This window comes from Kitasatospora sp. NPDC004289 (genome assembly GCF_053602875.1).
The window spans coordinates 14172-40301 of record NZ_JBSGEL010000069.1 but is presented as its reverse complement, the minus strand read 5'-3'; the positions used below and the strand labels follow the sequence as shown (position 1 = coordinate 40301).

The 26130-nt window shown below is 71.5% G+C and carries 28 protein-coding genes and 1 pseudogene; 13 read left to right on the top strand and 16 right to left on the bottom strand.

The window, feature by feature from the left end:
* Positions 1–83: 83 nt before the first annotated feature.
* On the bottom strand, positions 84–272 hold the full coding sequence (locus ACWEPF_RS32425) for a hypothetical protein (protein WP_452175378.1): 189 nt from the start codon (positions 270–272) through the stop codon (positions 84–86).
* Positions 273–795: 523 nt separating this feature from the next.
* Here ACWEPF_RS32425 and ACWEPF_RS32420 point away from each other — a divergent pair.
* The gene (locus tag ACWEPF_RS32420) at positions 796–1254 is read left to right on the top strand and encodes a hypothetical protein (RefSeq protein ID WP_452175377.1); all 459 of its coding nucleotides are present in this window, start codon (positions 796–798) and stop codon (positions 1252–1254) included.
* Between the two features lie 3 nt (positions 1255–1257).
* On the opposite strand, the gene ACWEPF_RS32415 is transcribed toward ACWEPF_RS32420, so the two are convergent.
* The gene (locus ACWEPF_RS32415; protein ID WP_452175376.1) at positions 1258–2001 is read right to left on the bottom strand and encodes a hypothetical protein; all 744 of its coding nucleotides are present in this window, start codon (positions 1999–2001) and stop codon (positions 1258–1260) included.
* Between the two features lie 676 nt (positions 2002–2677).
* Here ACWEPF_RS32415 and ACWEPF_RS32410 point away from each other — a divergent pair.
* Positions 2678–2890 carry a hypothetical protein gene (locus ACWEPF_RS32410; RefSeq protein ID WP_452175375.1) on the top strand — a complete coding sequence of 71 codons (213 nt, stop codon included), beginning with the start codon at positions 2678–2680 and terminating at the stop codon, positions 2888–2890.
* A 116-nt stretch (positions 2891–3006) separates the two neighbouring features.
* Here ACWEPF_RS32410 and ACWEPF_RS32405 read toward each other — a convergent pair whose 3' ends face one another.
* Positions 3007–3183: a hypothetical protein gene (locus ACWEPF_RS32405; protein WP_452175374.1), complete on the bottom strand. Its 177-nt coding sequence runs from the start codon at positions 3181–3183 to the stop codon at positions 3007–3009.
* 241 nt (positions 3184–3424) lie between these two features.
* Between ACWEPF_RS32405 and ACWEPF_RS32400 the strand changes: the two genes are divergently transcribed.
* The 5 genes from ACWEPF_RS32400 (at position 3425) to ACWEPF_RS32380 (ending at position 6704) form a co-directional block, all read left to right on the top strand.
* Complete coding sequence (locus ACWEPF_RS32400) at positions 3425–3958, top strand: hypothetical protein (protein WP_452175373.1); 534 nt, start codon at positions 3425–3427, stop codon at positions 3956–3958.
* 80 nt (positions 3959–4038) lie between these two features.
* Positions 4039–4212 (top strand): hypothetical protein, encoded by a 174-nt coding sequence (locus ACWEPF_RS32395; RefSeq protein ID WP_452175372.1) that lies wholly within the window; start codon positions 4039–4041, stop codon positions 4210–4212.
* 142 nt (positions 4213–4354) lie between these two features.
* Positions 4355–4801, top strand: a complete 447-nt coding sequence (locus tag ACWEPF_RS32390; protein WP_452175371.1) for a hypothetical protein — start codon at positions 4355–4357, stop codon at positions 4799–4801.
* 470 nt (positions 4802–5271) lie between these two features.
* Positions 5272–5844 (top strand): SMI1/KNR4 family protein, encoded by a 573-nt coding sequence (locus tag ACWEPF_RS32385; RefSeq protein ID WP_452175370.1) that lies wholly within the window; start codon positions 5272–5274, stop codon positions 5842–5844.
* Between the two features lie 419 nt (positions 5845–6263).
* On the top strand, positions 6264–6704 hold the full coding sequence (locus tag ACWEPF_RS32380; protein WP_452175369.1) for a hypothetical protein: 441 nt from the start codon (positions 6264–6266) through the stop codon (positions 6702–6704).
* Here ACWEPF_RS32380 and ACWEPF_RS32375 read toward each other — a convergent pair.
* From ACWEPF_RS32375 to ACWEPF_RS32365, 3 genes are read right to left on the bottom strand one after another with little or no spacing between them, the layout of a single operon-like run.
* The gene (locus ACWEPF_RS32375) at positions 6682–7284 is read right to left on the bottom strand and encodes a hypothetical protein (RefSeq protein WP_452175368.1); all 603 of its coding nucleotides are present in this window, start codon (positions 7282–7284) and stop codon (positions 6682–6684) included. The two genes, ACWEPF_RS32380 and ACWEPF_RS32375, sit on opposite strands and share 23 nt — an antisense overlap.
* The gene (locus ACWEPF_RS32370) at positions 7281–8489 is read right to left on the bottom strand and encodes a DUF7224 domain-containing protein (protein WP_452175367.1); all 1209 of its coding nucleotides are present in this window, start codon (positions 8487–8489) and stop codon (positions 7281–7283) included. Before ACWEPF_RS32370 ends, ACWEPF_RS32375 begins: the two co-directional genes overlap by 4 nt.
* Before the next feature lie 54 nt (positions 8490–8543).
* The gene (locus ACWEPF_RS32365; RefSeq protein ID WP_452175366.1) at positions 8544–9287 is read right to left on the bottom strand and encodes an ATP-binding cassette domain-containing protein; all 744 of its coding nucleotides are present in this window, start codon (positions 9285–9287) and stop codon (positions 8544–8546) included.
* Between the two features lie 238 nt (positions 9288–9525).
* Here ACWEPF_RS32365 and ACWEPF_RS32360 point away from each other — a divergent pair, with 238 nt between their 5' ends.
* Positions 9526–9942 carry a hypothetical protein gene (locus ACWEPF_RS32360; RefSeq protein WP_452175365.1) on the top strand — a complete coding sequence of 139 codons (417 nt, stop codon included), beginning with the start codon at positions 9526–9528 and terminating at the stop codon, positions 9940–9942.
* A gap of 100 nt (positions 9943–10042) precedes the next feature.
* Positions 10043–10441 (top strand): hypothetical protein, encoded by a 399-nt coding sequence (locus ACWEPF_RS32355; RefSeq protein ID WP_452175364.1) that lies wholly within the window; start codon positions 10043–10045, stop codon positions 10439–10441.
* Between the two features lie 201 nt (positions 10442–10642).
* On the opposite strand, the pseudogene ACWEPF_RS32350 reads toward ACWEPF_RS32355, so the two are convergent.
* A pseudogene (locus tag ACWEPF_RS32350) lies at positions 10643–11023 on the bottom strand (DUF6009 family protein); the annotation flags it as partial.
* On the opposite strand from ACWEPF_RS32350, the gene ACWEPF_RS32345 reads away from it, so the two are divergent.
* On the top strand, positions 11012–11287 hold the full coding sequence (locus ACWEPF_RS32345) for a hypothetical protein (protein WP_452175363.1): 276 nt from the start codon (positions 11012–11014) through the stop codon (positions 11285–11287). The pseudogene ACWEPF_RS32350 and the gene ACWEPF_RS32345 sit on opposite strands and share 12 nt — an antisense overlap.
* Positions 11288–11303: 16 nt before the next feature.
* On the opposite strand, the gene ACWEPF_RS32340 is transcribed toward ACWEPF_RS32345, so the two are convergent.
* The 4 genes from ACWEPF_RS32340 to ACWEPF_RS32325 all read right to left on the bottom strand — a co-directional run bounded on the left by ACWEPF_RS32340 (position 11304) and on the right by ACWEPF_RS32325 (position 14648).
* A complete protein-coding gene (locus ACWEPF_RS32340; protein WP_452175362.1) occupies positions 11304–11822 on the bottom strand; it encodes a hypothetical protein in 519 nt (172 codons plus the stop codon).
* Positions 11803–12591 carry a hypothetical protein gene (locus ACWEPF_RS32335; protein WP_452175361.1) on the bottom strand — a complete coding sequence of 263 codons (789 nt, stop codon included), beginning with the start codon at positions 12589–12591 and terminating at the stop codon, positions 11803–11805. Before ACWEPF_RS32335 ends, ACWEPF_RS32340 begins: the two co-directional genes overlap by 20 nt.
* Positions 12592–13337: 746 nt before the next feature.
* Entirely contained in the window at positions 13338–13784 is a 447-nt protein-coding gene (locus ACWEPF_RS32330) for a hypothetical protein (protein WP_452175360.1), read from the bottom strand.
* 363 nt (positions 13785–14147) lie between these two features.
* Positions 14148–14648 carry a sigma-70 family RNA polymerase sigma factor gene (locus tag ACWEPF_RS32325; RefSeq protein ID WP_452175359.1) on the bottom strand — a complete coding sequence of 167 codons (501 nt, stop codon included), beginning with the start codon at positions 14646–14648 and terminating at the stop codon, positions 14148–14150.
* 497 nt (positions 14649–15145) lie between these two features.
* Here ACWEPF_RS32325 and ACWEPF_RS32320 point away from each other — a divergent pair, with 497 nt between their 5' ends.
* Complete coding sequence (locus tag ACWEPF_RS32320; RefSeq protein WP_452175358.1) at positions 15146–17482, top strand: ATP-binding protein; 2337 nt, start codon at positions 15146–15148, stop codon at positions 17480–17482.
* A 69-nt stretch (positions 17483–17551) separates the two neighbouring features.
* Entirely contained in the window at positions 17552–18073 is a 522-nt protein-coding gene (locus ACWEPF_RS32315) for a DUF402 domain-containing protein (RefSeq protein WP_452175357.1), read from the top strand.
* A 99-nt stretch (positions 18074–18172) separates the two neighbouring features.
* Here the strand turns inward: ACWEPF_RS32315 and ACWEPF_RS32310 are convergent, their stop codons facing one another.
* The 5 genes from ACWEPF_RS32310 to ACWEPF_RS32290 all read right to left on the bottom strand — a co-directional run bounded on the left by ACWEPF_RS32310 (position 18173) and on the right by ACWEPF_RS32290 (position 24575).
* Positions 18173–19624, bottom strand: a complete 1452-nt coding sequence (locus tag ACWEPF_RS32310; protein WP_452175356.1) for a cellulose binding domain-containing protein — start codon at positions 19622–19624, stop codon at positions 18173–18175.
* A gap of 220 nt (positions 19625–19844) precedes the next feature.
* Complete coding sequence (locus ACWEPF_RS32305; protein WP_452175355.1) at positions 19845–21362, bottom strand: beta-N-acetylhexosaminidase; 1518 nt, start codon at positions 21360–21362, stop codon at positions 19845–19847.
* Positions 21363–21436: 74 nt separating this feature from the next.
* Positions 21437–22282: a carbohydrate ABC transporter permease gene (locus tag ACWEPF_RS32300; protein ID WP_452175354.1), complete on the bottom strand. Its 846-nt coding sequence runs from the start codon at positions 22280–22282 to the stop codon at positions 21437–21439.
* The gene (locus ACWEPF_RS32295) at positions 22279–23256 is read right to left on the bottom strand and encodes a carbohydrate ABC transporter permease (RefSeq protein ID WP_452175353.1); all 978 of its coding nucleotides are present in this window, start codon (positions 23254–23256) and stop codon (positions 22279–22281) included. The genes ACWEPF_RS32300 and ACWEPF_RS32295 overlap by 4 nt, the downstream gene beginning before the upstream one ends.
* A 35-nt stretch (positions 23257–23291) precedes the next feature.
* Positions 23292–24575, bottom strand: a complete 1284-nt coding sequence (locus ACWEPF_RS32290) for an extracellular solute-binding protein (RefSeq protein WP_452175352.1) — start codon at positions 24573–24575, stop codon at positions 23292–23294.
* Between the two features lie 283 nt (positions 24576–24858).
* Here ACWEPF_RS32290 and ACWEPF_RS32285 point away from each other — a divergent pair, with 283 nt between their 5' ends.
* Positions 24859–25695 carry a GntR family transcriptional regulator gene (locus tag ACWEPF_RS32285; RefSeq protein ID WP_452175351.1) on the top strand — a complete coding sequence of 279 codons (837 nt, stop codon included), beginning with the start codon at positions 24859–24861 and terminating at the stop codon, positions 25693–25695.
* Positions 25696–26130 lie beyond the last annotated feature (435 nt).

The window sequence follows — 26130 nt, the reverse complement described above, 5'->3', positions numbered from 1 at the left end:
GCTCTCGGTTCTCACCGACATCTCCCGGTATCTCGATCATGAACCGCTGCCAGAACTCACCGATACTCGCTCTCCGTTTTCACCTACGCAGCCAGCTGCTCGTGGTCCGGCTGGGCCAGCCACCACACCTGCTTGACGGTGGCGACCTTCAGCACGCCGAGCACCTGGAGGATGGAGTGGCGCAGCGGGTTGGTGGATCCGTGTCGGTAGGCCTTGGCGCGGACGAAGTGGACGCGCTTGTTCGCGGGCGGGCGCTGGCGCGGCGGTGGCACCGTCGGGCTGTTCGTAGGTCATCCGGTGCTCCCCCGGTCGGTGGTGATCGTCTGGTCACCACCGGTACCTCACGGGTCCGACAGCCGGGCCGGCGCTCCCCCGGCCGCCGGTTCCGCCCGTTCCCTCCCCCGGGCCCCGCCCGGGCCGCCGCCGGCAGGCCGGCCTTCTCGGCCGAGAAGAGAGCCACAGCGGCGAGCGACCACCTCTACAACCCCGCAAAGCTCCAGGCCTCACTACCAAGAGCACAGAGGGGTTGCCGGGGCTTTCTGGTGACCCGAATTCGGTACCTGACCTGCGGAAATGCGCCTTCCCAGCGCCAGAGTGGTGGTCGGGGAAGAAGTCGGGGAGAAGGTCGGGAGGTGGTCGGGGAGTCGTGAGCGGCCCGGAGCGCCTCGGGAACGCCCTGGCGGGGGTCTACACCGCCCTTCCGGCCCGATGGGGAGCCTACCCGGGGCCGGGTCCGCGGACACCGGATGCGGGCGGTTGGGTGACCTCCCGGGCCGGGGCAGAGTTGGTCCGGGCGTGAGCACCACCAGGACCACCACCTCCTCTTCCTCCCGGCCGCGTCGGGGCGGGCTCGGCCCGGGGGCCGGCCGCGCCCTCGCCGGCTCCGCGATCGGCTCGCCGCGCTCCCCGCTGCCGTGGTCGCCGGAGGCGGTGCGGGCTGACCAGCAGGCCGAGCTGGAGCGCTACCGCGAGCGGGTGGCCGGGTGGGCCAGGGAGTTCGACGGCCTGGACGAGGACGTCCTCGCCGAGGCCGCCGCCGAGGCCCGCACCGCCGGGCAGGATGCGGCCGCGGATCTCGACCGCCTGGTCCGCCTCCTCGGCGCTCTGGTCACCGAGTGGGACCAGGCGCAGCAGGGTCTCGGTGCGCGGCTGCGGGCGCTCGGGCACGGCCGGCCGCTGGCGCCGTGGGCGCTGCAGGCGCTGGCGGCCGAGGAGGGCCAGGTGCTCAGAGTCGAGGCCGGCGAAAGCGACTGACCGTCAGGATGCCCAGGACAGTCGTACCGCCTCGATCTCGACGTCGTTGAGCAGCGCCTCGATGAGGGCTGGCGGTCCGGCGACCTTGGTGGCCCACAGGTCGTAGTCGGTGCACAGGACCCAGGAGTGGTCCTCGGGCCAGAGGTTGGACGGGCTGCAGCCAGCTTCGGGATTGTCGTACAGGGCCTCGGCGCTGCCAAGGCGTCCCGCGCGGACGTGGAGGTTCTCGAAGTCGGTGGGCATGAGCATCAGCGGGTTGTAGTAGGCCAGGCACGGGGTGTCCGGGCCTGCGGTGCTGTACTCGGTGAGGACGGAGATCAGCCGGTTCCAGGTGTCACGGTCCAGGCTGCCCTCCGTGGGCAGAATGATGCCGGGCGGCCAGCCGGTGTCCTTCCTGGCCGAGGGGAAGCAGCGGGAGGAGGGCAGCAGCCCGTCGGGGACGACGGGATCACCGACGCGCTGCGCAAGCTCCGCCCAGCGCAGCCGGCGCCGCCCCTCGCCGAGGTGCCCGGTCCGCACGGGGCCGTCTCCCGGGGCCACGCCCGTTGCGGCGTCGGTGCCGGTGAAAGTGGCGGGCTGGGTGCTTCCATCCGCGAGCCGCCCCTGCCGGGGCTCGTACTGGGAGAGCCCGGCCGGCCCGTGCTCGCGTTCGTACATGGGGTTGAGGACCCAGACCGCGTCGGGCATCGCGGGGGGCATGAACCCGGTCACGCCGTCGCCGCACAGCTCCAGGAGCCAGTCGGTCATGCGAGACGGCGCAAGCGGCCACAAGGCCGTCAACGGGTGCGAATCCTCATGCATGCGATCCATGATCCCAGCAGCGATGTCGAGACCTGAAGCCAGATCCACCGGACCAACACCCGACCTGGCCACCTACCGTGCACCGCTTGGCCAACCACCGCGCAAAAGCACATGTCGGCGAGGACGGCCTGGAGGCGGCGCGCGGCGGCTTCGGCGTCGGCGTACTGGTCGGGGACGGCCTCGATGGCGCCGAAGGCGAAGCCGGGCGTGGCCCGGGCCATCGCCAGGATGGCGATCGGCTCCCCGCGCTCCCCGCTGCTGTGGGCTCCGGAACCGGAAGCGGTCCGGGACGGCCAGCGGGCCGCCCTGGAGCGCTACCGCGAACAGGTACTGCGCCGCTCTTGGCCGAGGTCATGGCTAGTTGGACTTGTCATAGGAACTGATACTGTGTCAGCTGGAGTCCAACAGCGCACACTGGGCACCGACTTCGGCCATACGCGAGAAGTACATCTGGGCTTTGCGTGCCTGGAACTGTCCCGCCACATCGTCGATTCACGAAGTACGCATTGAGGTTCTGAAGCGCTGGCAGATCTCAACCAGACCACCTGAGGGTGGTCAGGTTGAGGCTGCCCTTTGCTGCTCCCCGATCTGACCACCCTCCCCATTCGGAGGGGAAGATCCCTTGACCATCCAGCAACCTACGAGCACGTCGTCCTCCAGGGGCCTGTGGGTCCTCGTGGCAGTCCTCGTGGCCCTTCTCGTCGCCGTTGTGGCCGGCATCCTCACCGTGGTGGACGGCGGTTCCCTCGTACGCGCCTTCCTGTACGGAGGCGCGGCGTTCGGGGGGACTCTGACGCTCTCCCTGCTCGTGCTCGCCGCTCTGCGCGTGCTCTGAGCGGCTGCGGGCGGGTGACTGCCCTGAGGGGAGCTCCTGCAAGGATCGACGTGTGGTGCGCACCACACACCATTGCCCGTGGTGCGCACCGTATTGCCCCGCCGAGGCCGGGCACGTCAGCCGAGTTCTTGGAGGAGGGCGGCGCCCAGGAGCTGGACGGCATACTGCGGGGTGGGCAGGCGGATCGCGGTGTGGTCTGCGGCGTCGAGGACCATGCGGCCGTCGATGAACGCGCCCCAGCCCGCGCCGAGGTCCACCACCCACCCGGCCTGGTTCCGGTCGCCGCGGCGCACCGTTGGCGCTGTGCCAGCCGTCGACGATCAGCGTGCCGTTCTCGGCGGACCAGGTGGCGTCCGGGGTATCCAGGTCGCGGGCGGTAGGGGAGAGCGAGCTGGACTCCGGGGCGAGCACCAGGACCAGCGGAGCCTGGCTGGCGGTGCCGCCGTCAACGGTGCCGACCCGGCCGCCGACAGCGACGGGCCGCGGTTCGGCCTCGGCGCGGGCCTTCGCCGGATCGCGGACACGGTGGCCGCGGTGACCGGCGGGATCGACCCGGCCGGGGAGGGCGACGTCGACGTCGAGCAGCGGTACGAGCTGACCGCCCTGGTGCGCCACTACGTGATGGAGCCCGTCGGCCGCGAGCTGCTGACCCGCACGGAGCGGGTGTCGCTGCTCGCCGTCGGCGCCCTGGTCGTGGAGATGCTGGGTGCGGTGCTCGGCGACTTCGAGCTGGTCCTGCCCGAGGTGTGTGAGGCGATCGACGAGGCCCTGGTGCTCGCCGGAGCCGCGGCTGACGGTCCGGCAGCCGCGGTGCCCGGGATGGTGGGTGACGGTGCGTCGGATAGCGTCGGCGAGATGATCACTCCAGCGCGCAGGCCGCTCGGCACCGGGCCGGCCACCGAACACCACGACCAGGACGCCGCCACCGCCTCCGCCGGGGCGCGGCGCCCTCCCGTCGAACAGCTCCCGGCCGACCCGGCCCCGGTCAGCGGCGACGGCCAGGAGCAGCGGGCCGCCGCCGCTCCGGAGCAGCGGCGCCCGCTCGGCCGGGGAGCCACCGCCGAGTAGGCCGGCTCGTCCGCGCGGCGGCCCGCACCCGAACAGTCGGGGCGGGCCGCCGGTGTCCTCTGACAGGTGATCTTGACCGGTTGCCAACCGATGTTGGATGGTGGATTCCGCACTTCCTGGCGGAGGCCGACCGGCCGGCAGCCTGGCTCGAAGCGCGGGCCGGGTACGGCGCCGCCTACCTGCCCGCCTATGAGGCGTACGAGTTCACGGCGGACGACGGCCGCGTTCTCCTCTTTGTCGAGACGCACTGCTGAGCATGATCCCGCACCAGCACCTGCGTGCCGGGCACTCCCGGTCCGGCGGTTAAGGTCACCTGTCAATCAGTCAAGATCGCCTGTCAAAGGACACCGGGGTACGCTGCGCCCGACCCACGCGGGTCGCATGGAGGGGGAAAGCATGGCGGAGATCGTCGTACCCGGACCGGAGCCGCACTGGCAGCCGGCCACCGTCCCGCCGTACCGGGATGGTGGGAACCCGGCCATGCAGATGAGCCTCTGGGAGGAAGCCGCGAGCGGGTTCCGGATGATCGCAGGCCTGAAGCCCCCGCTGGACGCCCTGGCCGCACGGCTGCGCCTGACGGTGGAGCGCAGTTGGGAGGATCCCGGCGAGGTGGACGCCGCGATGTTCAAGATCGACCGGCGGCACTACGCGCTCAGCCTCATGACCTACGGCCAGGACGAGACGTGGGTGTGGCTGCACCGCTCCCACATCGGGGACGACGACGGGGCACTGCGGGTGTTGCTGGAGACGCTCGGCCTGGACGACGACGCGGTGGTCTTCACCGGCGGCCCGGACACCGGCTTCGACTACCGCAGCCCCTACCGGCCCGCCAACCCGGTCTGATCTGGCCCGGCCGGTTCATTGCCCTGCCGCGCCACTCGCCGCGGGTCCAGGAGGACGGCGGGGCAGGCCACGAGAGCACCCGGGCCCAGGGCGCCCTGCTGCTGGCCGGGCCCGCTCACAGGAGTACTCGGGCTCGCTCCCGTCGGCGGCCGCGGCCGGTCACCGGGTGCTCCTCGGCGGTCCGGTCCGGCGCCGGCCCCTGATCCACCGGGCCCGCCGCCCACCCCCGCCGGGAGTGGGACGGGGGCTGTCCCAGCACCGTCCCACCGTGTCCGTTTTGGTGCGTTTTGCTGGGACAGCCCCAAGCCGTTTCCCCAGGTAGGAGCGTTTTGCCGCCGAGCTGGGACGCACCTGGGACAGCGCCCGCAGGCGTCCGCCTGTCCTCTGCCAGGTGACCTCGACCGATTGACAGGCGATCTTGACCACTGGGGCGGCGCGGTGGTTGGCTGCGGCCCTGGCACCCTGCTCGCATGGATGATTTCGTTGGTGCGCAGGCCCCGGTTCGCCGACTGACCGATCCTGCGGAGGCTGTCGCCGCATTGGAGAGTGCGGTTCCGGGCTTGGTGGCTCTGCGTCTGCCGGAGCCCAGGAACGTCGACTGGCCGCTCGTGGAGGCCGGCCTGGGTACGGCCCTGCCGGAGGACTTCAAGCTCCTTCGCGAGCTCTATCCGACCTTCGGCTTGGGAGACTTCCTCGGCTTCAGCGGGCCGGAGCGCGGTCACGAGCAGCGCTGGGTGGAGGGTGCGCGCGGATCGCTGGAGGATCTGGAGGAGTTGTGCTCGGAGGCGAACATCGCCGTGCCGTTCCATCCTTTCCCCGCGCCGGGCGGGCTGCTTCCCTGGGCCGGTTCGAACCGGGGCGATCTCTTCCTGTGGGCCACTGGCCCTGCCGGGCCGCAGGAGTGGACGGTCACGGTCGCCTCTCGGAGCTCCGCCTGGTGGCACTACACCGGCGGAGCCGTCCAGTTCCTCGCCGACCTGGTCACGGGCACGGTGGAGCCCTGGGCCCTGCCCAGGGTCAGCCCCGATGTCGCGCGATGGTGATCGGAGCCCGTCCGCACGGCGAGCAACTGCTCACTCCCACACTCTCCCGACGGCATCGGCGGTACGCACATCCAACCGGTCAAGATCACTTGGCAAACGGTCACGATCGCCTATCAGAGGACAGCCGGCGTGTTCGGCGGGGGTGTCTCAGCCCGCTCCCAGGCCGGGCCGAAAACGCTCCGACCTGGAGAAATGACCTGGAACTGTCCCAGTAAAACGGACATACCCGGCGTGGTGGGACGGTGCTGGGACAGGGTCTGTCCCAGGCTTGTCCCACCCCCGGCGGCCCGTACGCGCGACGATGGAGCCATGCGCAGCGAGGACGTCGAGGTCGGTGCCACCTACACGGCGGCCATTCCGCAGCGGCTGCCGGAGGCGCTGCGGCGCCGGTCGAGACGGTGGAGGAGTTCCGGTCGGAGATGCAGCTGCACCTGGAGCGCGGCCACCGGATCCGGGTGGTCGTCACCGGCTACGGTGAGGAGCCCGGCACGGTGACCGTCGCCCGGCCGGTCCCGGCCAGCCGGGTCCGGCTGCGGCTCACCACGGAGCAGGCCGCCGGTCTTGGGCTCGCCGACGGGCAGGAGTACGAGATCACCGGCATCGCCACCGACGCGAACGACGAGGCCATCACCTTCCCCGGCCAGGTGGGGCACACCATCCCCAACGGCCTGCGCCTAATGCGGGTTCGGCTACCCGCGCTGCACACGCCATCGGCTCCGCCACCGCCAGCTGGTCCAGCAGCACCGGCTACGCCGCCGGCACCCAGAGCTGCTGGAACACAGCGCTGCTCGGGGGAACCGCTCGAACTATCCGGCTCCGCCGATGCAAGCCGGACCTTCAGTCAGACTTGCCGGTGCTGACGCGGTGCCAGGACGGCAGAGCAAGGGTGACGGCCCCGATGACAAGCAGAAGAAACGCCTGCGCGCTGGCTACCGCCGAGGAGGGTTCGTGCAGGGGCCAGGCCCAGATGCTCGGGCGGTTGTGCGTGAGGCCGAAGGAGGCGCAGGCGAACGGTAGTACGGCGACGGCCGCGGAGGCGAGGTGCGCTCCGAACAGGTGTCGGAGGGCGAGGGCCGTTCCGAGGTAGCCCGCGAAGTCCCGGGCCATGGCGGTGCCGGCCGTGCCAGCGCCCAGGGTCGCGGCCACTACCGCGACCGTGACGGCGGTGGCGACGGCTGCGGCCATCAGTGCGGCGTCCCACTTGCCGACTGCCCGGACGGCCACTCGTTCAAGCTCCCGTCGTGCACGCTCTTGGCCTTGGAGGATCAGGCAGACGGGCAGAACGGGAAGCACTGCGGGCAGTGGAAGGTCGAAGGTCAGCCCTCCGATTACCACTGGGATCGGCACGGTGACCGAGTCGGCTGCCATGCCCAGGCTGGTGCAGACGAGTAGACCGAGGACCACAGCTGGGACGTACCGGACCCGCATCCACCAGATCATCCTGCTGCTCCTGCCGTGGCCGGTGCGAGGCGGTTGAACTGTCCGGCACCGAGCGAGGGTTCGGAGTCGCAGCGGGTGAGCGCCGCCATGTTCTTCTGGAACCATGCCAGTTGGTCCGGTTGGGGAAGTGCCATGATCTCGTGCACCAGTGCCATCACGTCCGGTCCGTAGCGCCCCTCCACTGAGCGGGCTGAGGCGCCGGCTTTCAGCTTCACCCAAGCCGCGACCGGGCCCGCCGCCTTGGCCCCGGGCCAGGGTGCCCCACGCTCCATCGCACACTGCGGTGGCCCCTTCGGCACCAAGGCCGTGGCAACCAGCGACCGGACCTCGTCCTCGGTGGGGCGGACGGTGAACGGCGTCACAGTGTCGGACGGTGTCAGCCCAGCAGCTCGCAGCTGCTCCCCCGCCTTGGCCGACCATGCGGTGATGCGGGTCGCCTCCGGCTTCTGCTCCGGCCACAGGCAAACTCGCGGCGACCCGTCGATGCAGCTCTGTTCGGCCAGCGGCCTTGCCACGGCGGCCCGGTATCCGAGCGGGTCGGCGACCAAAGCCCCCAGCAGTACGGCTGTCGCCAACACGAGGACTGCGGTGTACCGGAGGTTCCCGCGCAGCCGGACCCAGATCCAGCCGGCCGCGACCAGGCCCAGCTCGGCGAGCAGGATGGATGCCACCGCACGGAGGGAGGGGACCTCGTCGAGCGCGCAGCATTCGGTCAGGTTACGGCCGTTGAGCTGCCGGACCCAGAAGGTGTCGAGGGTCGCCGGATAGGCCATCCACAGGAAGCTGGCGACAAGTGCCGTCGGGACGGCGAGCATCCGGGGCAGGAGGAAGCCGAGCGCGTAGCCGACCGTGGCGTGTCCGAGGACGACCAGCAGTTCCGTCGCGAGGATGACTCCGGTGGACCATCCGGGGATGCCGCCCGCCTGCGGGATGAGCAGGATCAGCGCCAGCAGGACGGCACCGGTTCCGACGGCGAGGACGAGGGCGAGCGCCGACAAGGCGATTGTGGTGGCCGAGCGGGCGGGCGCGGCGTCCAGCACGCCGGAGCGGCGGACCTTGAGGGCCTCCCAGGCGCCGCAGGCGGCGATGGCGGGTGCGGTGAAGTTCAGGAGGAAGGTGCTCTGCGCGGTCACCGAGGGCCAGTAGCCGTCGGTCACCCAGCCGGTCACGTTGCTGCTGTACATCGCGATCCACACGTACAGCACGGGTGCGCAGCGCAGTGCGGCGGAGGTGCGGATCAGTGTGCGCCAGGGCATCGGTCAGACCTCCCCGGCGACGATGGTGGCGTAGGCCGATTCGGCGCGGCGCTCGGCGCTCGCTCCGCCTGGTGCGAGGGCGAGGAAGGAGTCGATCGGGCCTTGGTGGCGGACCTGTCCTCGGTCCAGCAGTACGACCTCGTCGTAGATCTCCGCGAGGTCCTCGGTCTGGTGGGTCGACACCACGAAGGAGGTGAGGTGGCGGAGTTCGGCGATCAGTTCGCGGAAGACGCCTCGTTGGACGGGGTCGAGTCCGGCGGTCGGCTCGTCGAGCAGGACCAGTTCGGCTTGGTGGACCAGGGTCTGGGCGATGCCCAGCCGTCGAAGTTGGCCTCCGGAGAGTTCTGAGCTGCGGCGGTCGGCCAGTGAGGACAGGCCGACCTGTTCGAGCGCGCGGGCCGACTTCTCCCAGGCCTCGCCTCGCGAGAGGCCCTTGAGCCATCCCGCGTAGGCGGCCTGTTCGCGGACCTGTAATCCGGGGACGGGGCGGACCTGCTGGGGCAGCCAGCCGACCCTGCGCCGGTACTCCTTTCGGTCCTTGGCCCGGCTGGTGTCCAGCCCGTCCAGGCTGACCTGGCCAGACGCGGGTGTGAGCGCAGAGGCGACCAGGCCCAGCAGTGTCGACTTGCCGGCCCCGTTCGGCCCCAGCAACACGCTGCATCCGGCTTCGAACCGGAGGTTCAACCCTGACAGGACCTCGGCTCCCCTCCGGTACCCGAAGGAGCAATCACGTACTTCAGCAGGCATGACCACCGATCCGCTTCGCAGTCGAAAGGATTCGGGTCTGATCATGCACCATCCGCGCACCTCGCCGCAGGCAGTTCCCGTGCATCCGGTCAAATAAAACCGACAAAACGGACTGCGCTTTACCAAACCGCTCCAGTCACCCCCATCCCACCGACCGTGCGTGTGCATCATTACCCCGGAGCCGGACACGCCGGACCGCCTCGCCCAGTAGGCAGGGAAACCAAAAAAGGAACACTGGATGCGATCCATGAAATTCCTGCGCCGAAATGCCGGAATCGTCGGAGCGACGCTTGCGATAGCGACGCTCGGCAGTGTCACACCGGCCAGCGCCGAGGGCAGCTGGAGCTCCTACATCAGCTACTGGCTGTACAACAGCGAGTCCCGTCGCTGGACCGACAACCACACCGACTCCGACACCACCTACGTCAGCTACAGCGGCTGCTCCGACGACAACTCCGGCTGGTTCAACGCCGGCCATCCCACCGTGGTCGAGCTGGACCGGGACATCTCCTTCTCCCCCGACCAGAGCTACGGCGGCCGCGACAACTACTGCAACACCGTCAACTGGGGCGAGCGGACCCAAAAGGGAAGCTACTACTTCATCCACAAGAGCAACTTCTGCCTGAGCGTCAGCTCGGTCTCCGTGGACTACTGAGCGGAACAGAAGGAGAGCACCAGAAATGCGCCTCACCCAGTTCATGCGAAACCGCGCGGGAATCGTCTTGGCCACCGTGGCCACCGCCACACTCGCCAGCATGGTCCCCGCCAATGCGGAGGGCAGCTGGAGCTCCAACATCGATTCCTGGACCTACAACTTCGAGTCCCGCCGCCGGACCGACAACCACGTCGACTCGAACGCCACAAACGTCAGCTTCTCCGGCTGCTACCACAACTACTCGACCGACTGGTTCGACCGGGGCGGCTCGGCGGAGATCGAGCTGGACCGGGACATCTCCTTCTCCCCCGACCAGAGCTACGGCGGCCGCGACAACTACTGCAACACCGTCAACTGGGGCGAGCGCACCCAGACGGTAAAGCCCACACCGAGTAGCCACAGCCCAGGGTGTGCGTGCGGCCGTACACCAGCCGCACGCACACCCGCCGCCAGTCCCGGCGCGCCGGCACGAGGCGCACTCCGTGAGCGGGCTTCGTAGGCCGAGGGACGACGCCGTAGCCAGCAGCGACCGGAAGGAACCCACGCCGCAGCTGTTCAGCCACTCAGGGTGTCCCGCTTACAAGCGCAGGTGTGCCTGCTGGTTCACCTGGCCGCGGCGCTCCTCGCAGCAGTCATCGCCTTGGCATCCGGGGTGCTGGAGCGCGACCGGTCGATACTCCGGCACGCCTGCGCGGCCTGGTCAGGTCTTCGGGAGCGTTATCCCGAGCTCGGGCATGGCGGGGGATGCGGGGCCGCCTTCGGAGCGTTCGGTCTTGTAGCCCTTGGTGCCGGGGGCGACGTTGCGGGGGCCGACGGCTTCCGAGGGGGCGCCGGTGGAGTACAGGCCGTCGGGCTGCTGGTCGCGGTCGTGGGGCAGGAGCCAGAAGACGCGGCGGCGGAAGGTGCCGGAGGCGCGGGAGGCTTTGGCGTCGGGGCCGAGGATGGCGTAGCCGACCATGCGGCCGTCACGGTGGTAGGCGGGGCGGCCGCGGCGGGAGGTGAGGCGGTCCAGGGACTGGCGGACGTAGTCGAGGTGGGTGGTGTCCTCGAGCCAGACGAGGTCGGTCTCGTGGGCGAGCTCGGCCGGGTCATACCCAGGGTTTCACGTACTCGTGCGGCGAAGGCCCGGCTGGAGACGGGGTTGGAGCCCTGTTCGGCGTGCATGCCTTCGTCGGTCTTGCAGGATTCGGTGAGGAAGCGGCCGACGTGGTCTTCGGTCTCGGCGTACGCAGGCAACGCGCTGACCGACGCCCGCCGGGCTGGTGCCAAGAAGATCAACGAGGTGCGCAAGGCACGCCAGGAGCGGCAGCAGGGCAGCACGCCGCCGGATCAGCAGGGCCGCTGAACGGGGCTGCCCCGTCTCAACGAAGATTGACGAGTCTCACCGAGGTTTGACCGACGGTCAGCTGCAGGCCGAGTTCGCCGGCCAGCGTGGCCGTCCGCCCGTCAGGGCCTTCGTGCGGCAGGGCCAGGACTGCCCGGAGGCAGTCCCGCCATGCGGGCCGGGCGAGCAGGTCGGCCAGCCGAGTGCGGTATGCCTCGTGCTCCTCCCCGGACCAGTCCACCTGGCAGCCGGAGCGTGGCTCGCCGGTGAAGGCGTCGAGCAGGCCGAGGACAGTACGGCAGCGTTGCGGGGTCGGAGCGAGTCGGGCCACCTGCTCCCCGTAGGACCGCAGCAGTTCCGGAGCGTCCTCGAGCTCGTCAAGGGTGACGCCCATGCCGCCACACGAAGTGAGCGCAGACAGCAGCCGCCCAGCGTGGTCCACCAGCTCGGCGTCGGCCTGCGGGTCCGCCAGTGCCTGCGCGATCCCGGCGGCCGTCACAATGTCGGCGGCGAAGTAGCCGGTGAAGTCTCCGCCGTCATCGGCCTTGCGGCGCAACCAGTGCATGACCTCGGGATCGTCCGGCCGACAGGGGTCCGCCCGGGGGTGCACACCGAAGGGGTTGATCCGGCTCTCCCACCACCGGTAGCGGGCCCGGGGCGCGCCCAGACGGATCAGCGCCTCGACGTAGACGTCCCGGCCAGGCGTACAGGTGCTGGTGTGCTCGGCGAGCTCGATCAGGACCGCTGCCCCGCCCGGGAATCCGCTCCAGGGCCAGTGACGTAGGAATGGCGAAGCTGGTCAGCACCCCGAGGGTGCGCAGCAGGGGGAGGTCCTGTTCCGTGGCCGTCTCGACGAGCAGAACCAAGCCGGCCTGCACGACGTGTTCGTCGGCGCCGTTGCACAGCAGCCAGCGGCCCACCTGAGCTACGGTCAACGGGTCGTAACGGCTCAGCACCCACCGGATCTGCGGATCCAACGGCTGTGCCGGACCGACCCTGGTGAGCGCACTCGCCAGCAACCGCAGCGAGGCCGGCTCGGTCCCCCGGCGCAGCCGGTGTTGCAGCAGTCCGGCGACCTGGCAGTCGCGGTGGCGAGGCCAGGACACCCCGGATCCCCCGCCGCAGCTGCGCTGCCGGTGGCCGGAGCGGTCGTTGCGGGCGCTGGGTGGCAGACAGCTGGCGTTGAGCCGTGCCAGGAAGGACTCCTGGTCCGCATCGATCTCGTCACCAGCCGTACCCGCGAACGGCTGCGGATAGGTGCGCCAGACACGAAGCGCGTAGTCGAGCAAGGTTGGCGAGGCCATGACCCCGATCGCGGCGGTCACCGAAGGACCGCGGACTCGATTCTCTCCATGTCCAAGATCCTCCCAGCCCCGCCGCCCCAGCGAAAGAGATGTCAGGCGAACAGTCCGCCGGAGGCCCAACTTCGGTGAGACAAACCGTCGTCAGTCCAACCTCCCTGAGTTTGACCGCGCCAAGGTGGACCCGTCCCTCAGCGGCGCAGTTGCCGGCCGTGGCACCGAACCGCCGGCGTGGCTCCATCAGACTGTGAGCTGACGGACCTGGCCGGGGCCGAGGTGCAGCTCGTACGGGGTCGAGCAGTCGCTGATCTCCGTGCCCACCGGAGCGCCGCACGGGCGGTGGCGGTTCATCCCCCCACGGCCCGACAGGCCACAACAGCCGAAGCGCTCGAGGGTCAGGTCACGGACCCGCTGCAGGCCTGGCGCAGCGCGGGGGTTGGCAGGGCGGGGCTGGCGTCGGCGGCTGGGTTTCACCGACTGGCCGGCGGCGTCGCCGTGGTCGTCCTCGCCGTGCCCGCTGCCGCCGAGGAGGTGGTGGGCGGCGGTGTGGGGTCGTGCTGGGCGCCGCCGGATGCCGACGAGGCCGCCACCCTGTGGGGTGGCGGCCTTGTCGGGCGTCGCAGGCGGCTGGTGGTGACCGGCGTGGCGGTGTGCTCGGCCCGGTGACGACGGTGGTGGCTCTTGGCGTGGTGTCGTCGAAGGTGCGGGCGGTGTGCGTGGGTTCCGGGGCGGGCGTTTGGCGCCGGGCGCCCCGGGGCGGGGAGCGGTCGTCAGCAGATCACGACGGCCGAGACGGTGGCGGTCGAGGCGGGCCAGCCCGGCTGGTTCACCGAGAAGGTGGAGGTGACCGTCGAACCGCAGGTTGCGGTGCCGTAGGCGCTGCCGACCACGTTCCCGCCGGCCTGGATGTTGACGACGGGGTAGACGGGGGCGATCGGGGCACCACCGGACACCGCGCCCTGGATGGTGAAGCCGACCGACTGGACCTGGTGGGACGGGTCGTTGGCGGTGGCCACGCCGTAGAACCGCACCTGCTTGCCGGTCACCTCGACACAGGCCCGGGTCAGCAGGTAGCCGGGCGCGCCGGGGGTGCCGCAGGTGATCACGGGGCCGACCGGACCGGTGGGGCCGGCCGGTGCCACGGCAGCCGCCTGGGCGGTGGTCAGGGCGGTGAGGGCCGCTGCGGTGACGGCAGCGGTGGTGATGACGTTCTTCACGAGTCTCTCCTCGTCGAGGGTCTGCGGGGAAGCGGAAGAAATATGCAATGTCACATTTCCTTGGCCGCATCATGGCAGGACCCTGGTGCCCCGATGCGGGGCTTGCGGAGAGAAGGACGGCGTTGTGCCGGTATCAGCCATCGAATGACCTGAATGGTCTGTCGGTGATCGCGCAAGTGTGCCGATCCCACCCTGACCTGCCGTCAGCCCGAGCTGACCACAAGGCCGTTGGGTACCTGAGGCTGCCGTTGGTAGGGAGGACACCGTCCAGCCCAGCGCGAGATCAGCCGTACAGTCGAGCGGGCCGAAGTCGAGGACCGAGCCGACGACGGCACGCGGAGCGCTCGCTGACGGTGTTTCGGCTCAGGCCGCGAAGAGGGCCAGGCGCTCCTCGCCGAGGTGGGTGCGGAGGGTGGCGAGGGCGCGGGTGGTCTGGGCCTTCACGATGGAGCGGCTGACGCCGAGGATCTCCGCGGTGGTCTCGACGCTGTGGTCCTCCCAGTGGCGGAGCAGGACGATAGCGCGGTCGCGCGGCGAGAGCAGGGCGAGGGCGTCCAGCAGGGCGAGGCGGACGGCGGTGGTGTCGGGGGTGGTGGGGCGTTCGGGGAAGTGGTTCACCGTCAGTTCGGTGGAGCTGCGCAGGCGTTTGTGGTCGAGCAGGGCGTTGAGCAGCACCTTGCGGGCGTACTGGAAGGGGTCGCCGTCGCGGCGGGTGAGGCGGGGCCAGGCCAGGTACATCTTGGTGAGGGTGGTCTGGGTGAGGTCCTGGGCGAGGTGCCAGTCGCGGCACATCAGGTAGGCCAGCTGGCGCAGGCGCAGCGTGCTGCCCTCCGCGAAACTGACGAACTCGGCTTCGTTGCGCACTTCTCGGCCCCCGGGGTGTGGCTGTGTGACGTGGTGCGGACTGCGTGGTGACGGTGGTGGCCGAACCCGCGGTGGCGGGCCGGGCTGCGGGTTTCAGTCCCGCGAGCGGGAGAAGGGGGCAACCTCGCGGGCCGGGGGGACGGCTCGGTGCCCGGTGGGCGTCACGGGTACGTGCATGGGGTGGTTCTCCCGAGGGTGTCGTGCGCACGGGTGTGGGCCGCACGGCGAGGACCCCGCGGGAGCCGCTGCCGCTGCCGGGGCAGGAGCTCGCGCGGGAGGGACTGCGAGGACGGACTGCCCGTCGGCGCGCGAAGGTCTCCGGGTGGCTCCGGGTGTCCGCGAGTGGCTGCGGGGCGTTCGTCCTCAGGCTTCGATTCCAACCCGGCCCGGCGGGCCCGGACCATGCAATTTCGCCCGCAGAAGTAGGTACCGCATACTTTTGCGGGTTGGGGTTCGGCATCGGGCGGGGCCACCTCGAGCACGGAAAGATCATCGGCATGGCCTCCACCACACCCGCCGTCCGCTCCTTCGGCACGCGGTTGCACGCGCTGCGCCGTGGTGCGGGGCTCAGCCAGGAGGAGCTGGCGCACGCGGCGGGAGTGAGCGTGCGCACCCTGTCCTACCTGGAGCAGGGCCGCTCCCGCGGACCGCAGCGCCGCACCGTCCAGGCACTGGCGAAGGCCCTGGGCCTGGACGCGGCCGGCGCGCGGGAGCTGGAGGAGGCCGCGAGCCTGGGCCGGCCCCGCCCGGCACGCGCGCGGCACGACGCCCCGGCGGGCAACACCCCGGCGGGCATCATCCCGACCGCGGACGCCACGCCCCCCACCAGCACGAGCGCGGACGCCACCTCCGAGGACACTCCGAGCACGGCCACCCCGAGCACGCCCGCCCCGACGCCGCCCGCCGTGGCCGGTCCCCCGCCGAGGGCGGGCGTGCCCGACCTGCTGCCGCGCGCACCGCGCGGCTTCCACGGCCGGGGCACGGAGCTGGCCGCGCTGACCCGGGCCACGGCCGGCGAGGCGCCGGTGTGCCTGGTCGTCGGGCCCGCCGGGGTCGGCAAGAGCGCCCTCGTCCTGCACTGGGCCCACCACGACCCCGCCGGCCTGGCGGACGGGCGCCTGTACGCCGACCTGCGCGGCTTCAGCGACACGGGCGAGGTGGCCGCGCTCGAGGTGCTGCGCGAGTTCCTGCTCGCCCTCGGCGTGCCCCGCGAGCGGATACCGGAGTCGGAGAACGGCGCGGGCGCGCTGTTCCGCTCGCTGGCCGCCGACCGTCAGCTCCTGGTCGTCCTGGACAACGCCCGCGACGCCGACCAGGCCCGGGCGCTGCTGCCCGGCGGCGACCGCTGCGTCACCGTCGTCACCAGCCGCCACCGCCTGGGCGCACTGATCGTCAGCGACAGCGCCCGGCCCGTCGCCCTCGACGTCCTGGGACCCCAGGACGCCACCGCGCTCCTGGCCCGGATCCTGGGCGCCGACCGGGTCGACGCGGAGCCGGCCGCCGCGCTGCGCCTGGCCGAGCTGTGCGGCGGTCTCCCGCTGGCCCTGCGGGTCACGGCCGCCCGCCTGGCGCAGCGGCCCGACTGGACCCTGGCCACGATGGCCGACGAACTGTCCGACCAAACCCGCCGCCTGGGCCTGCTGGATCTGGAGGACACCGGCGTCCGCGCCGCGCTGAACCTGACCCTGCGCCAACTTCCGCAGCCCGTCCGCGACTTGTTCGCCCACCTCGGCCGCCACCCCGGCACCCACCTCGACCGGTACGCGGCCGCCGCGCTGGTCGCCACCGACCCCGTCACCGCCGAGACCTCCCTGGAGCGCCTGGCCGCCGCGCACCTGCTCACCGAGACCGCGCCCGGCCGCTGGCAGATGCACGACCTGGTCCGGCTGCACGCCCGCGGCCTCGACGCCAACCCCGGCGCCCTCACCCGCCTGCTCGACCACTACACCGCCACCGCCACCGCGGCGGTGGCGGCCGCCGAGCCCGGTGCCGAGGACTGCTTCCCGCTCCCGGCCGGCTTCCACCACCCGGCCGCGGTGCGCGAGTTCGGCGACCGGGCCGCCGCGGTGGCCTGGTACGCCGCCGAGCGCGACAACCTCGTCCTGTCCGTCGCCGCCGCGCACGGCGCCGCACTGCACGGGCGGACCTGGCGGCTGGTCATGTCGATGTGGCCGCTGATCGTGTGGCGCGTGCGCGACGGCTGGGTGCCCCTCCTGGAGACCGCGCTGGCCGCCGCCCGGGCCGACGCCGACCGGCACGGCGAGGCACGGGTCCTGAACGTGCTGGGCTGGGTCCTCACCGAGGAGGGCCGCACCCCGGAGGCCCTCGTCCACCTCAGGGCCGCCTCCGCGCTCGCCGCCGCCGGCGACGCCTTCGCCGAGGCCAACGCCCTCCTCGTGCTCGCCATCGCCCACGCCGCCCTCGGCGATCTCGACGAGGCCGCGCGCGGCTGCGAACGCGCGGTCGAGCTGACGCGCGCGAGCGGCGACCCGCGGATGGAACGCCTCGCCCTCCAACACCTCGCCCGCCACCGGGCAGACGCCGGACACTGGCACGAGGCCCTGACCACCGCCGACCGGGCCCTCGACCTCGGCCCCGACAGCACGGACATCCCGCACGTCCTGCTGCTCACCATCAAGGGCGAGGCACTGCTCGGGCTCGGCCACCGCGACGACGGCATCGCCCAGCTCGACCTCGCGGCGCGGGAGGCCGAAGCCGCCGGCTACGACGACGGAGCCGTCCGGGCGCTCGGCGCACTCCTGCGGGCCGCCCCGGACACCGAGGTCCGCGCCCGCCACGACGCCGCGCTCGCCCGGCTCACCACCCGCCCCTGAGCCGACGCCGACAGCGGCGCCCGACGCCCGGCGCCCGTCGCCCGTCGCCCGTCGTTGGTACGGTGCCCCGTGACTTCCGAGGAGCGGGTGAGCGTCCTGCACAACGAGGCGCTGTCAGCGGTGGGGATCCGCCGCGGCAACGTCGTCGCCTACGACTGGGGCTTCCACGAGGCGGGCACCGACCACGTCCAGCGCACCTTCGTGCTGTTGGAGGAGTCCGTGCAGATCAACCAGCCGGTGACCTTCCCGCCCCAGCAGCGCGGCTGGTGGTACTGCGACCTGGTCAGCGTGGAGTGGGACGGTCCCGGGCAGCGTCTGCTGCGGACCGCGGACCTGTGGATCGACGTCGTCGTCGGCCCGCCCGACCACCCCTACCGCCTGCTGGACCTCGACGACTTCGCGGACGCCCTGGCCGACGGGCGGATCGGCACCGAGCGGGCCGCCGAGGCACTCAGGCAGGCGCAGCGCTTCCTCGACCGACGCCTCAACCGCCGCCACGAGACCACCCGGAGCTGGCCCGCCTTCCCGCCCGCCGAGGTCAGCGGCCTCCTCACCGCCGACCTCCCCCGCGACTGGCACCTGCTCGACTGACGCTCCCCCACCACAACCGCGCCCGAGGTCCCGGCACGCAACGGTGCCCCGGGTCCGAGCGGACCCGGGGCACGGTCGCCACCCCCTACTGACGCCAGGTCAGCTCACGGTGTCCTTGAACGTCGTGCCGGCGGAGCGCAGCGCGGCGACGTTCGCGGCGACCTGGGCGGGGGTGAGGACCTGGTCCTTGACGAAGTACACGTAGTCGACCTGCTGGTCGTAGGAGCGCGGGGTCGAGGAGGTCTGGCCGTTGAGGTCGATCAGCCAGTGGTTGAAGTCGATGAACTGCGGGGTCTCGGGCAGGTAGGGCTCGCCGTGCGAGGCGGTCTGCTGTCCGTCGATGTAGTAGGTGACGCTGTTGTTGTCGATGGTGAACTGCAGCAGGTGCCAGCCGTCGTAGGACTGGCGCTGCTCGCCGTGCGCGTTGACGGCGTTCCACGGGTCGGGGTTGTAGGTCTCCCAGGTGGTCTCGTACATGATGTTGCCCTGCTCGCCCCAGCCGCCGTTGGGCAGGTACTCGAAGTCCTGCTCGCTGTAGTTGGGGTCCATCGGGGCGTTGAGCGGGGTGAAGGCGAAGAAGGTCTGGTTGACGTGGTCGCCGTCGGGGCCGCTGACGGGCGCGTCGGCGAACTTGACCCGGGCCGCGTAGGTGCCGTTCTTGAACTTCCGCGCGGTGGTCTGGATCTCGGTCTCCTTGGTGCCCGCCGCGGTGCCGTCGGTGGTCAGGCGCAGGTTGAGCACCTTGCCGCCGCCCACCGTCGGGAAGGTGACGTCGGCCGGGGACCAGGTCGCGCCGGGGACGCCGGGGCCGCCCTGGCCGGACTTGACCGTCCAGCCGTGCTGCTGGATGGCCGCGTCGGCGCTGGTGGTGTACGAGAAGTCGTCGAACAGCGCGGGGGCGTTGGGGTCCACCGGCGGGGTGCTGGTGGAGCCGGTCGGGGAGGGGCTGGGGCTCGCGGACGGCGAGGGGTTGTTGCCGGCCGGGGCGGTGCCCCAGATCAGCGCGCCGTCCTCCTGCAGGGTGACCTTCTGCCAGTCCGCGTAGCTGCTCTGGGAGTTGGAGAAGGAGTAGTCGTCGGACTGGGTGAGGGTCTGCCAGTCGGCCCGGTAGAACCGCAGCTGCATGTCGCCGGTGGACTGCCCGGGGGCGAGCGAGCCGGCGCCCGCGGTGAAGCCGATCTCCAGGTAGCGGTCGGCGGTGGCGGTGGGGTTGGCCAGGGTGCCGAAGGTGCCGGTGATGTTGGCGCAGCCCTTGACCGCCCAGGAGCAGGCGAAGCGGTAGGTGACCGACGGGCCGTCGGACTTGAAGTAGTAGCGCAGGGTGATCCGGTTGAGCGCGACGGTGCTGGTGCCGGTGTTGGTCACCTGCAGCCACGGCTCGGTCTGGTCGGCCGTGGCGCCCGAGGCGCTGGTGCGGTACTGGACGGAGAACTTGTCGGCGGCGGAGGCCGGGACGACGGTCAGCGCGCTGACGGCCAGACCGGCGGCGGCCACGGCGGCGGCTGCGGCGAGCCGGGCGCGGCGGCTGATCGGGCGGGGACGTGCGGACACGGTGGTTCCTTCCGTGGGGGGAGGCTCCGCTCGGGGCGGGGCAGTAGGACGTTCCGGTGGTGCACGTGCGGGGTGCGGCGGCGGAGGTGGTCCGCGTGCCGCGGGCGGCCGTCGGCGGTGGGCCGTCGGCCGGGTCTGTGGGGGGCCGGGCCCGGGGGACGGGGCCTGAGGGGCCAGGGGGCGGGGTCCGAGGGGCCAGGGGGCGGGGCCTGAGGGGCCGTCAGGGCCGCCCGGCGTGGACCCCGAGCGCGGCCAGGTGGGGGCGGTGCCTGGCGAGTGCGGGCAGGAAGTCCTCGGCGTAGTCGCTCGCGGGGTTCCAGGCGTGGTCGGCGATGGCGCACAGGCGCGGGTAGGTGAGGTAGTCCACGTGTGCGGCGGTGGTGACGAACTCGGTCCACAGCGCGGCCTGGCTGCCGAGCACCCTGGCGCGCTCGTCCTGCTCCCAGTGGTCGGTGGGGGCGAGGTGGCCGTGTGCGGTGGGCAGGTCGACCACGAGGCCGGCCTGGCCGAGCGGCTCGTCGGGGCTGGCGCTCTGGGGGTAGTCGAGGTAGGTGGAGCGGTGCGGGGCCATCACGACGTCGTGGCCCAGCCGGGCGGCCTCCCGGCCGTGCTCGGCGTCCCGCCAGGGCATCACGGTGAACTCGACGGGGAGCGTGGAGCCGTCGGCCTCGGCCCAGCACATCGGGATCCGTCCGGCGTCCAGCAGGTGGCGGCCGACCCGGCCGAGGAACCAGCCGCGCAGGTGGGCGGGTTCGGCGAGGCCGAGCTCGGCGGCGGTGCGACGGGCGGCGGGGCTGCTCTCCCACTCGACGGTGGGGCACTCGTCGCCGCCCAGGTGCACGTACCGGGACGGGAACAGCTCCATCGTCTCGTCCAGGACCGCGCGGCAGAACGCGAACACCTCCTCGTGCACGCCGAGCACCGTCTCGCACACCCCCCACTCGGTCCACACGTCGAGCTGCCGCTCGGGGTGGTTGCCGAGGTGCGGGTAGGCGGCCAGCGCGGCCCGGGTGTGGCCGGGCATGTCGATCTCGGGGACGACGGTGACGCCCCGCTCGGCGGCGTACGCGACCAGGTGGCGCAGTTCGGCCTTGGTGTACGCGCCCTGGTGGGGCAGGTCGTCGTAGCGGGCGGAGCCCGCGTGGCCGACCATGCTGCGGGCGCGGCGGGAGCCGATCTCGGTGAGGCGGGGGTAGGCGTCGACCGGGAGCCGCCAGCCCTGGTCGTCGGTGAGGTGCAGGTGCAGCACGTTGAGCTTGTGCAGCGCGATCCGGTCGACGGTGGCCAGTAGGCGCTCCAGCGGCTGGAAGTGGCGGGCGGTGTCGACCATGAACCCGCGCCAGGGGTGCCGGGGCCGGTCGGTGATCCGGACGGCGGGCAGGCTCCACACGACTCCGGGCACGGGCCGCGGTGACAGTGCCTCGGGGGGCAGCAGCAGTCGCAGGGTCTGGACGGCGTGCCGCAGGCCGGCGGGCCGGGCGGCGTGCAGGGTCACCTGGAACGGGTCGACGGTCAGCCGGTACCCCTCGTCCCCGAGCTCCCGCTCGGCGGGGTCGAGGGTCAGCACGACCGTTCCGGCCGCACCGGGGGCGAGCGGCAGCCCGGTGGCGGGGCCGAGCAACGTGCGCAGCAGGTCGGCGACTTGAGCGGCGTCGCCGTCCGCACGGACGGTGGTCCGCTCGGTGAAGGTGAACCGTCCGGCGGTGCGGACGAGGTCGACCGGGGTCGGGAGGATCACGGGGAGGATCTTCTTCTTCCGGGGTAGGTGGCGGGTGGGCGGCAGGGCTTGACGGAGCGTCAGGGGGGCCGGGCTCAGCCCTTGACGGCGCCGGCGGTCATGCCGGAGGTGACCTTGTTCTGCAGGACGAGGAAGACCAGCAGGACGGGGAGCATGAAGAGCAAGGAGGCGGCCATCGTGGCGCCCCAGTCGGTGCCGAACACGTTGGCGAAGGAGGAGAGCCAGACCGGCAGGGTGCGGGCGTCCTGGTTCTTGATGATCAGGGTGTTGGCGAACGCGAACTCGTTCCAGGCCGTGATGAAGCCGAACAGCGAGGTGGAGAGCAGACCGGGGGCGAGCAGCGGCAGCGTCACCCGGCGGAACGCCCCGGCCCGGCTGCAGCCGTCCACCTGGGCGGACTCCTCCAGTTCGACCGGGATGGCGGCGAGGAACCCGCGCAGCGTGACGATGGTGAACGGCAGGGTGGTCATGAAGTAGACCAGGGTCAGCATCGACAGGCTGTCGAGCAGGTCGGTGTCCCGGGCGATCACGTACATCGGGATCAGCAGCGCCTCCCAGGGCGCCATCTGGGCGATGAACACCATCAGGATGAACGCCCGCCGGCCGCGCCAGCGCATCCGGCCGACCGCGAAGGCCGCGAGCAGCGCCACCACCAGGGAGAGCAGCACGGCCCCGCCGGTGACCATCAGGCTGTTGCGCCAGAAGGTGCCGAAGCCGTCCGCGTCCACCGCGGTGCGGAAGTGGTCGAGGGTGGGGTGCAGCGGGAGGAAGGAGGGGGTGTCGGCCTGGATGTCGGCGGTGGGCTTCAGGGCGGTGATCGCCATCCAGTAGACCGGGAACGCCGAGACGGCGAGGACGGCCAGGGCGGCGGCGTTGAGCGGGATCCGGCGCAGGGTGCGGCGGACGGCCAGGGCGTTCACAGCGCCTCTCCTTCCTGGCGGAACATCCGGCGCAGGTTGAAGACCAGGGCGCCGGCGAGGATGAGGACGGTGAGCGTGGACACGGCCGAGCCGAGGTCGTACTTGTGCAGGGACTGGGCGATCTGGAAGGCGTAGACCGGCAGGGTGGTGGTCGCGTTCGACGGGCCGCCCTGGCTGATCACCCAGATCTGGGCGAAGCACTTGAAGCACCAGATCACCTCCAGCGAGGTGACCAGGGCGAACAGCGGCCGCAGGACGGGGAAGGTGACGAGGCGGAAGGTCTGCCAGGATCCGGCGCCGTCGAGCCGGGCCGCCTCGTACAGCTCGGCGGGGATGGTGGTGAGGCCGCCGTACAGGGTGAGGGCGGCGAACGGCACGGACTGCCAGACGATGAGCCCGACCAGGATCGCGTAGGTCGAGCCGCCGTGGGCGAACCAGGCGTAGTCGCGGAAGCCGTGGAACCCCAGGGCGTCGAGTGACCAGTTGACCACTCCGAAGCGGGACTGGAAGAGCCACTGGAAGATGGTGGTGGCGGCGATGACCGGGGTGGCCCAGGTGAGGACGAGGCCGCTCATCACCGCCAGGCGCATCCGCCGGCCGAGCCTGGCCAGCATCAGGGCGATCAGGGTGCCGAACAGCATGATGAGCGCGGTGTTGAGCGCCGTCCACCCCAGGGTGCGGCGCACCACCGTCCAGAAGTCCGGGTCGGCCAGCACCTGGGTGTAGTTGGCGAGGCCGACGAACTCGGCTCCGCCGTGGATGAGTTCGGCCATCCTGAAGTGCTGGAACGACATCAGGAGGTTCCGGACCAGCGGGTAGAGCAGCAGGAACGCCGTGCCCACCAGCGTCGGGGCGATCAGCAGGTACGGCCAGGCCGCGGCGAGTGCCCCGCGCCTCCCGCGGGTGCGCGGCGGCGGCGTGACCTGGGCGGGCGGGGGTGCGGCCGCGGGTACGGCCTCGGGTGCGGTGAGCACGGCGTGACTCCCGTTCTCGGAGTGCTCTGCGGGGGTCAGTTGGAGCTGTTGAGGGCCTTGGTGACGGCCTCGGAGGCGGCCTTGCCCGCCGTGGCCGGGTCGGCGCCGGTGAGCACCTGGGTCATGTACTGCTTGATCGGGTTGTTCGCCTCGACCGCCGCCCAGTTGGGGGAGTTGGGGGTGGCGTGCCCGTTGACGGCGCCGGCGGCCATCGCCGAGGCGCCCTCGTTGCCGGCCAGGGCCCCGGCGAGCGAGGTCCGGTTCGGGACGTAGCTCATCTCCTTGGCCATGTCGGTCTGCCACTTGTCACCGGCCAGCGCCTTGACCACTTCGTACGCCGCGTCCTGGTGCCGGGAGGACTCGGGGATGACCAGGTCGGAGCCGCCGGTGAAGACCGCGCCGGGCTTGGCGGCGGTCTTGCCGGGGATCGGGAAGAAGCCGAGCTTGTCCTTGAGCGCCGGGTTGGCCTTGAGGATGGCCGCGGCGCCGCCGGGGGTGGAGATGACCTGCGCGCTCTTGCCCTTGGCGAAGACCTCGGCCTGCAGCGGCTTGGCCTCGTCGGAGTCCTTGGGGCCGCTGCCGAGCGCCTGGAGCTGCTGGTAGAACGCCAGGCCGGCCTTGGCCTGCGGGGTGTCCAGCGCGCCGGCCCACTTGCCGTCCGCGCCCTTGACGGCGAGGTCGCCGCCCTCGTCCCAGATGAAGCCGGCCAGCGCGTACCAGGTCTGGCCGGAGAGGTAGATGCCGTCGTTCCCACCGGAGTTGAGCTTGGTGGTGTCGGCGATCCACTCCTCGCGGGTCTTCGGCGGGGTGGTGATCCCGGCCTGCGCGAAGAGGTCCTTGTTGTAGATGACAACCCGGTTGGCCGCGTACCACGGGATGCCGTACTGCTTGCCGTCGATCTTGCCGGGCTCGGCGAGACCGGGGATCCAGTCCGCGCCCTTGAGGTCGGCGGTCCTGTCGGTGAGGTCCTTGACGCCGCCGCTGGCCGCGTACTGGGCGACCTGGGTGTTGCCGACCTCGATGACGTCCGGCGCGTCCTTGCTGGCCAGCGCACTGGTGATCTTCTGGCCGATGCCGTCCCACTCCTGGATCTGGACGTCCAGGGTGGTGCCCGCGTGGCCCGCCTCGAAGTCGGCCTTGAACCGCTGGAGGAAGCCGTCGGTCACGCTGTCCCGCATGATCCACACGGTCAGCTTCGACGGCGTCGCCGCCGTGGAGCCGCCGTCGGAGCCCGAGGAGGAACAGCCGACCAGGGTGGCCGTGCCGAGCAGGAGGGCGACCGCGGAGCGCAGGGTGGTCGGAAGAGCGGTGGGTCTCACGTTGGTGCCGCCTTGGGGGAGGAGTGAGAGCGGTCTGCTGGAGTGACCACTCTCGACGTTTCTTTACCAGTCGGACCAACTGGTCTGGCCGGTGGTATGAGAAGGTCGCACAGCCCCGACACTCCGTCAAGACCTCCGTTTCGGCCCACAGGTGGCCTCCAGCTGCGGAAAGATCCAGCTCCGGGCTCCTCCGGGGAGGCCCTTCGGCAACTGGTCACCTCGGCGAACTGGTCTGGTATGGTCTGACCAGTCAGTGACGCACCGATGAAGGACGGGATCCGCGATGGCCACAGGCACGGGATTGAAGAGGGAAAACGTCCGGGAGTACCTACGCGAACTTGCCGAGTCGCTGGCCCCCGGCGACCCGATCCCCTCCGAACGCACCCTCTGCACCCAACTCGGCGTCTCCCGCCCGACCCTGCGGGCAGCCGTCGACGAACTGGTCGCCGAGGGCCTGCTGACCAGGGAGCACGGCCGGGGCATGTTCGTCGCCCTCGCCAAGATCGTCCAGGAGCTGACCCCCGCGGGCGGCAGCGCCCCGTCCTTCAGCGTCCCCCGCCCCTCCGGCACCTGGACCAGCCAGGTCCTCGAGTTCGCCACGCTCCCGGCCGGCGCCGCGATCGCCCGGAAACTGCGCCTCTCCCCCGCCGCCGAGATCCTCCAGATCGCGCTCCTGCGCCTGGTGGACGGCGAGCCGATGGCGATCGAGCACCTCCACATCCCCGCCGACCTGGCCCCCGGCCTCTCCCCCGCCGCCCTGGAGAGCGGGGACTTCTACGAACTCCTCGCCGCCCACGGGGTCCGCGTCCGCGAAGCCGTCCAGGCCATCGAACCGACCGTGGTCAGCGACCGCGAGGCCCGCGTGCTCTCCGTCCCGGCCCTCTCCCCCGCCCTGCGCTTCGAACGCCTCACCACCGACGACACCGGCCGCCCCGTCGAATACGTCCACTCCCTCTACCGCGGCGACCGCTACCGCATCGTCTCCCGCATCGCCCTCGCCGACCCCTCCCCCGCCTCCTCCGACGACACCCGCCACCACCCCGGCATCCCCCCCGGCGACCTCACCACCCGCGGCACCGGGCACACCGTCACCACGGGGGACATCCAGCCGGTGCTGTGAGCCCGCGCCGTGGGACGGCTGTGACGGGGGCCACCGCGTTCCGCCGCCGAATCCGACCGTGCGTGGTCGTGTCCTGGCGGTGGGTGGACGATGTGCTCGCCGTCACCGCCCCGGAGGGGTGACGGCGGCCACATCGGGTCCTGGAACGATCTTCCGGCGGGCTCGCCCGGCCCTTGGAATCGGGGGTGCGGCCTTGGCCATACCTTCGGTAACCCTGCTCTGAGCTGGTGTTTCGCTGAAATTCTTGCCGGGGGTCGGTGGGGGCTCGTAGCTTCGTAACCAGTGCACAGCGCACTTCCCGGGTCCACCACCCGCGGCCCCCGCCCCTTCAGGCGGCCGGGCACACGCGGCGAAAGGTGACCGGGGCGGCCATCCGCGTCCAACGCGACAGAGGCCGCCCACCGCGTGAGACATCGCGGAGCACCGCCCACTGTT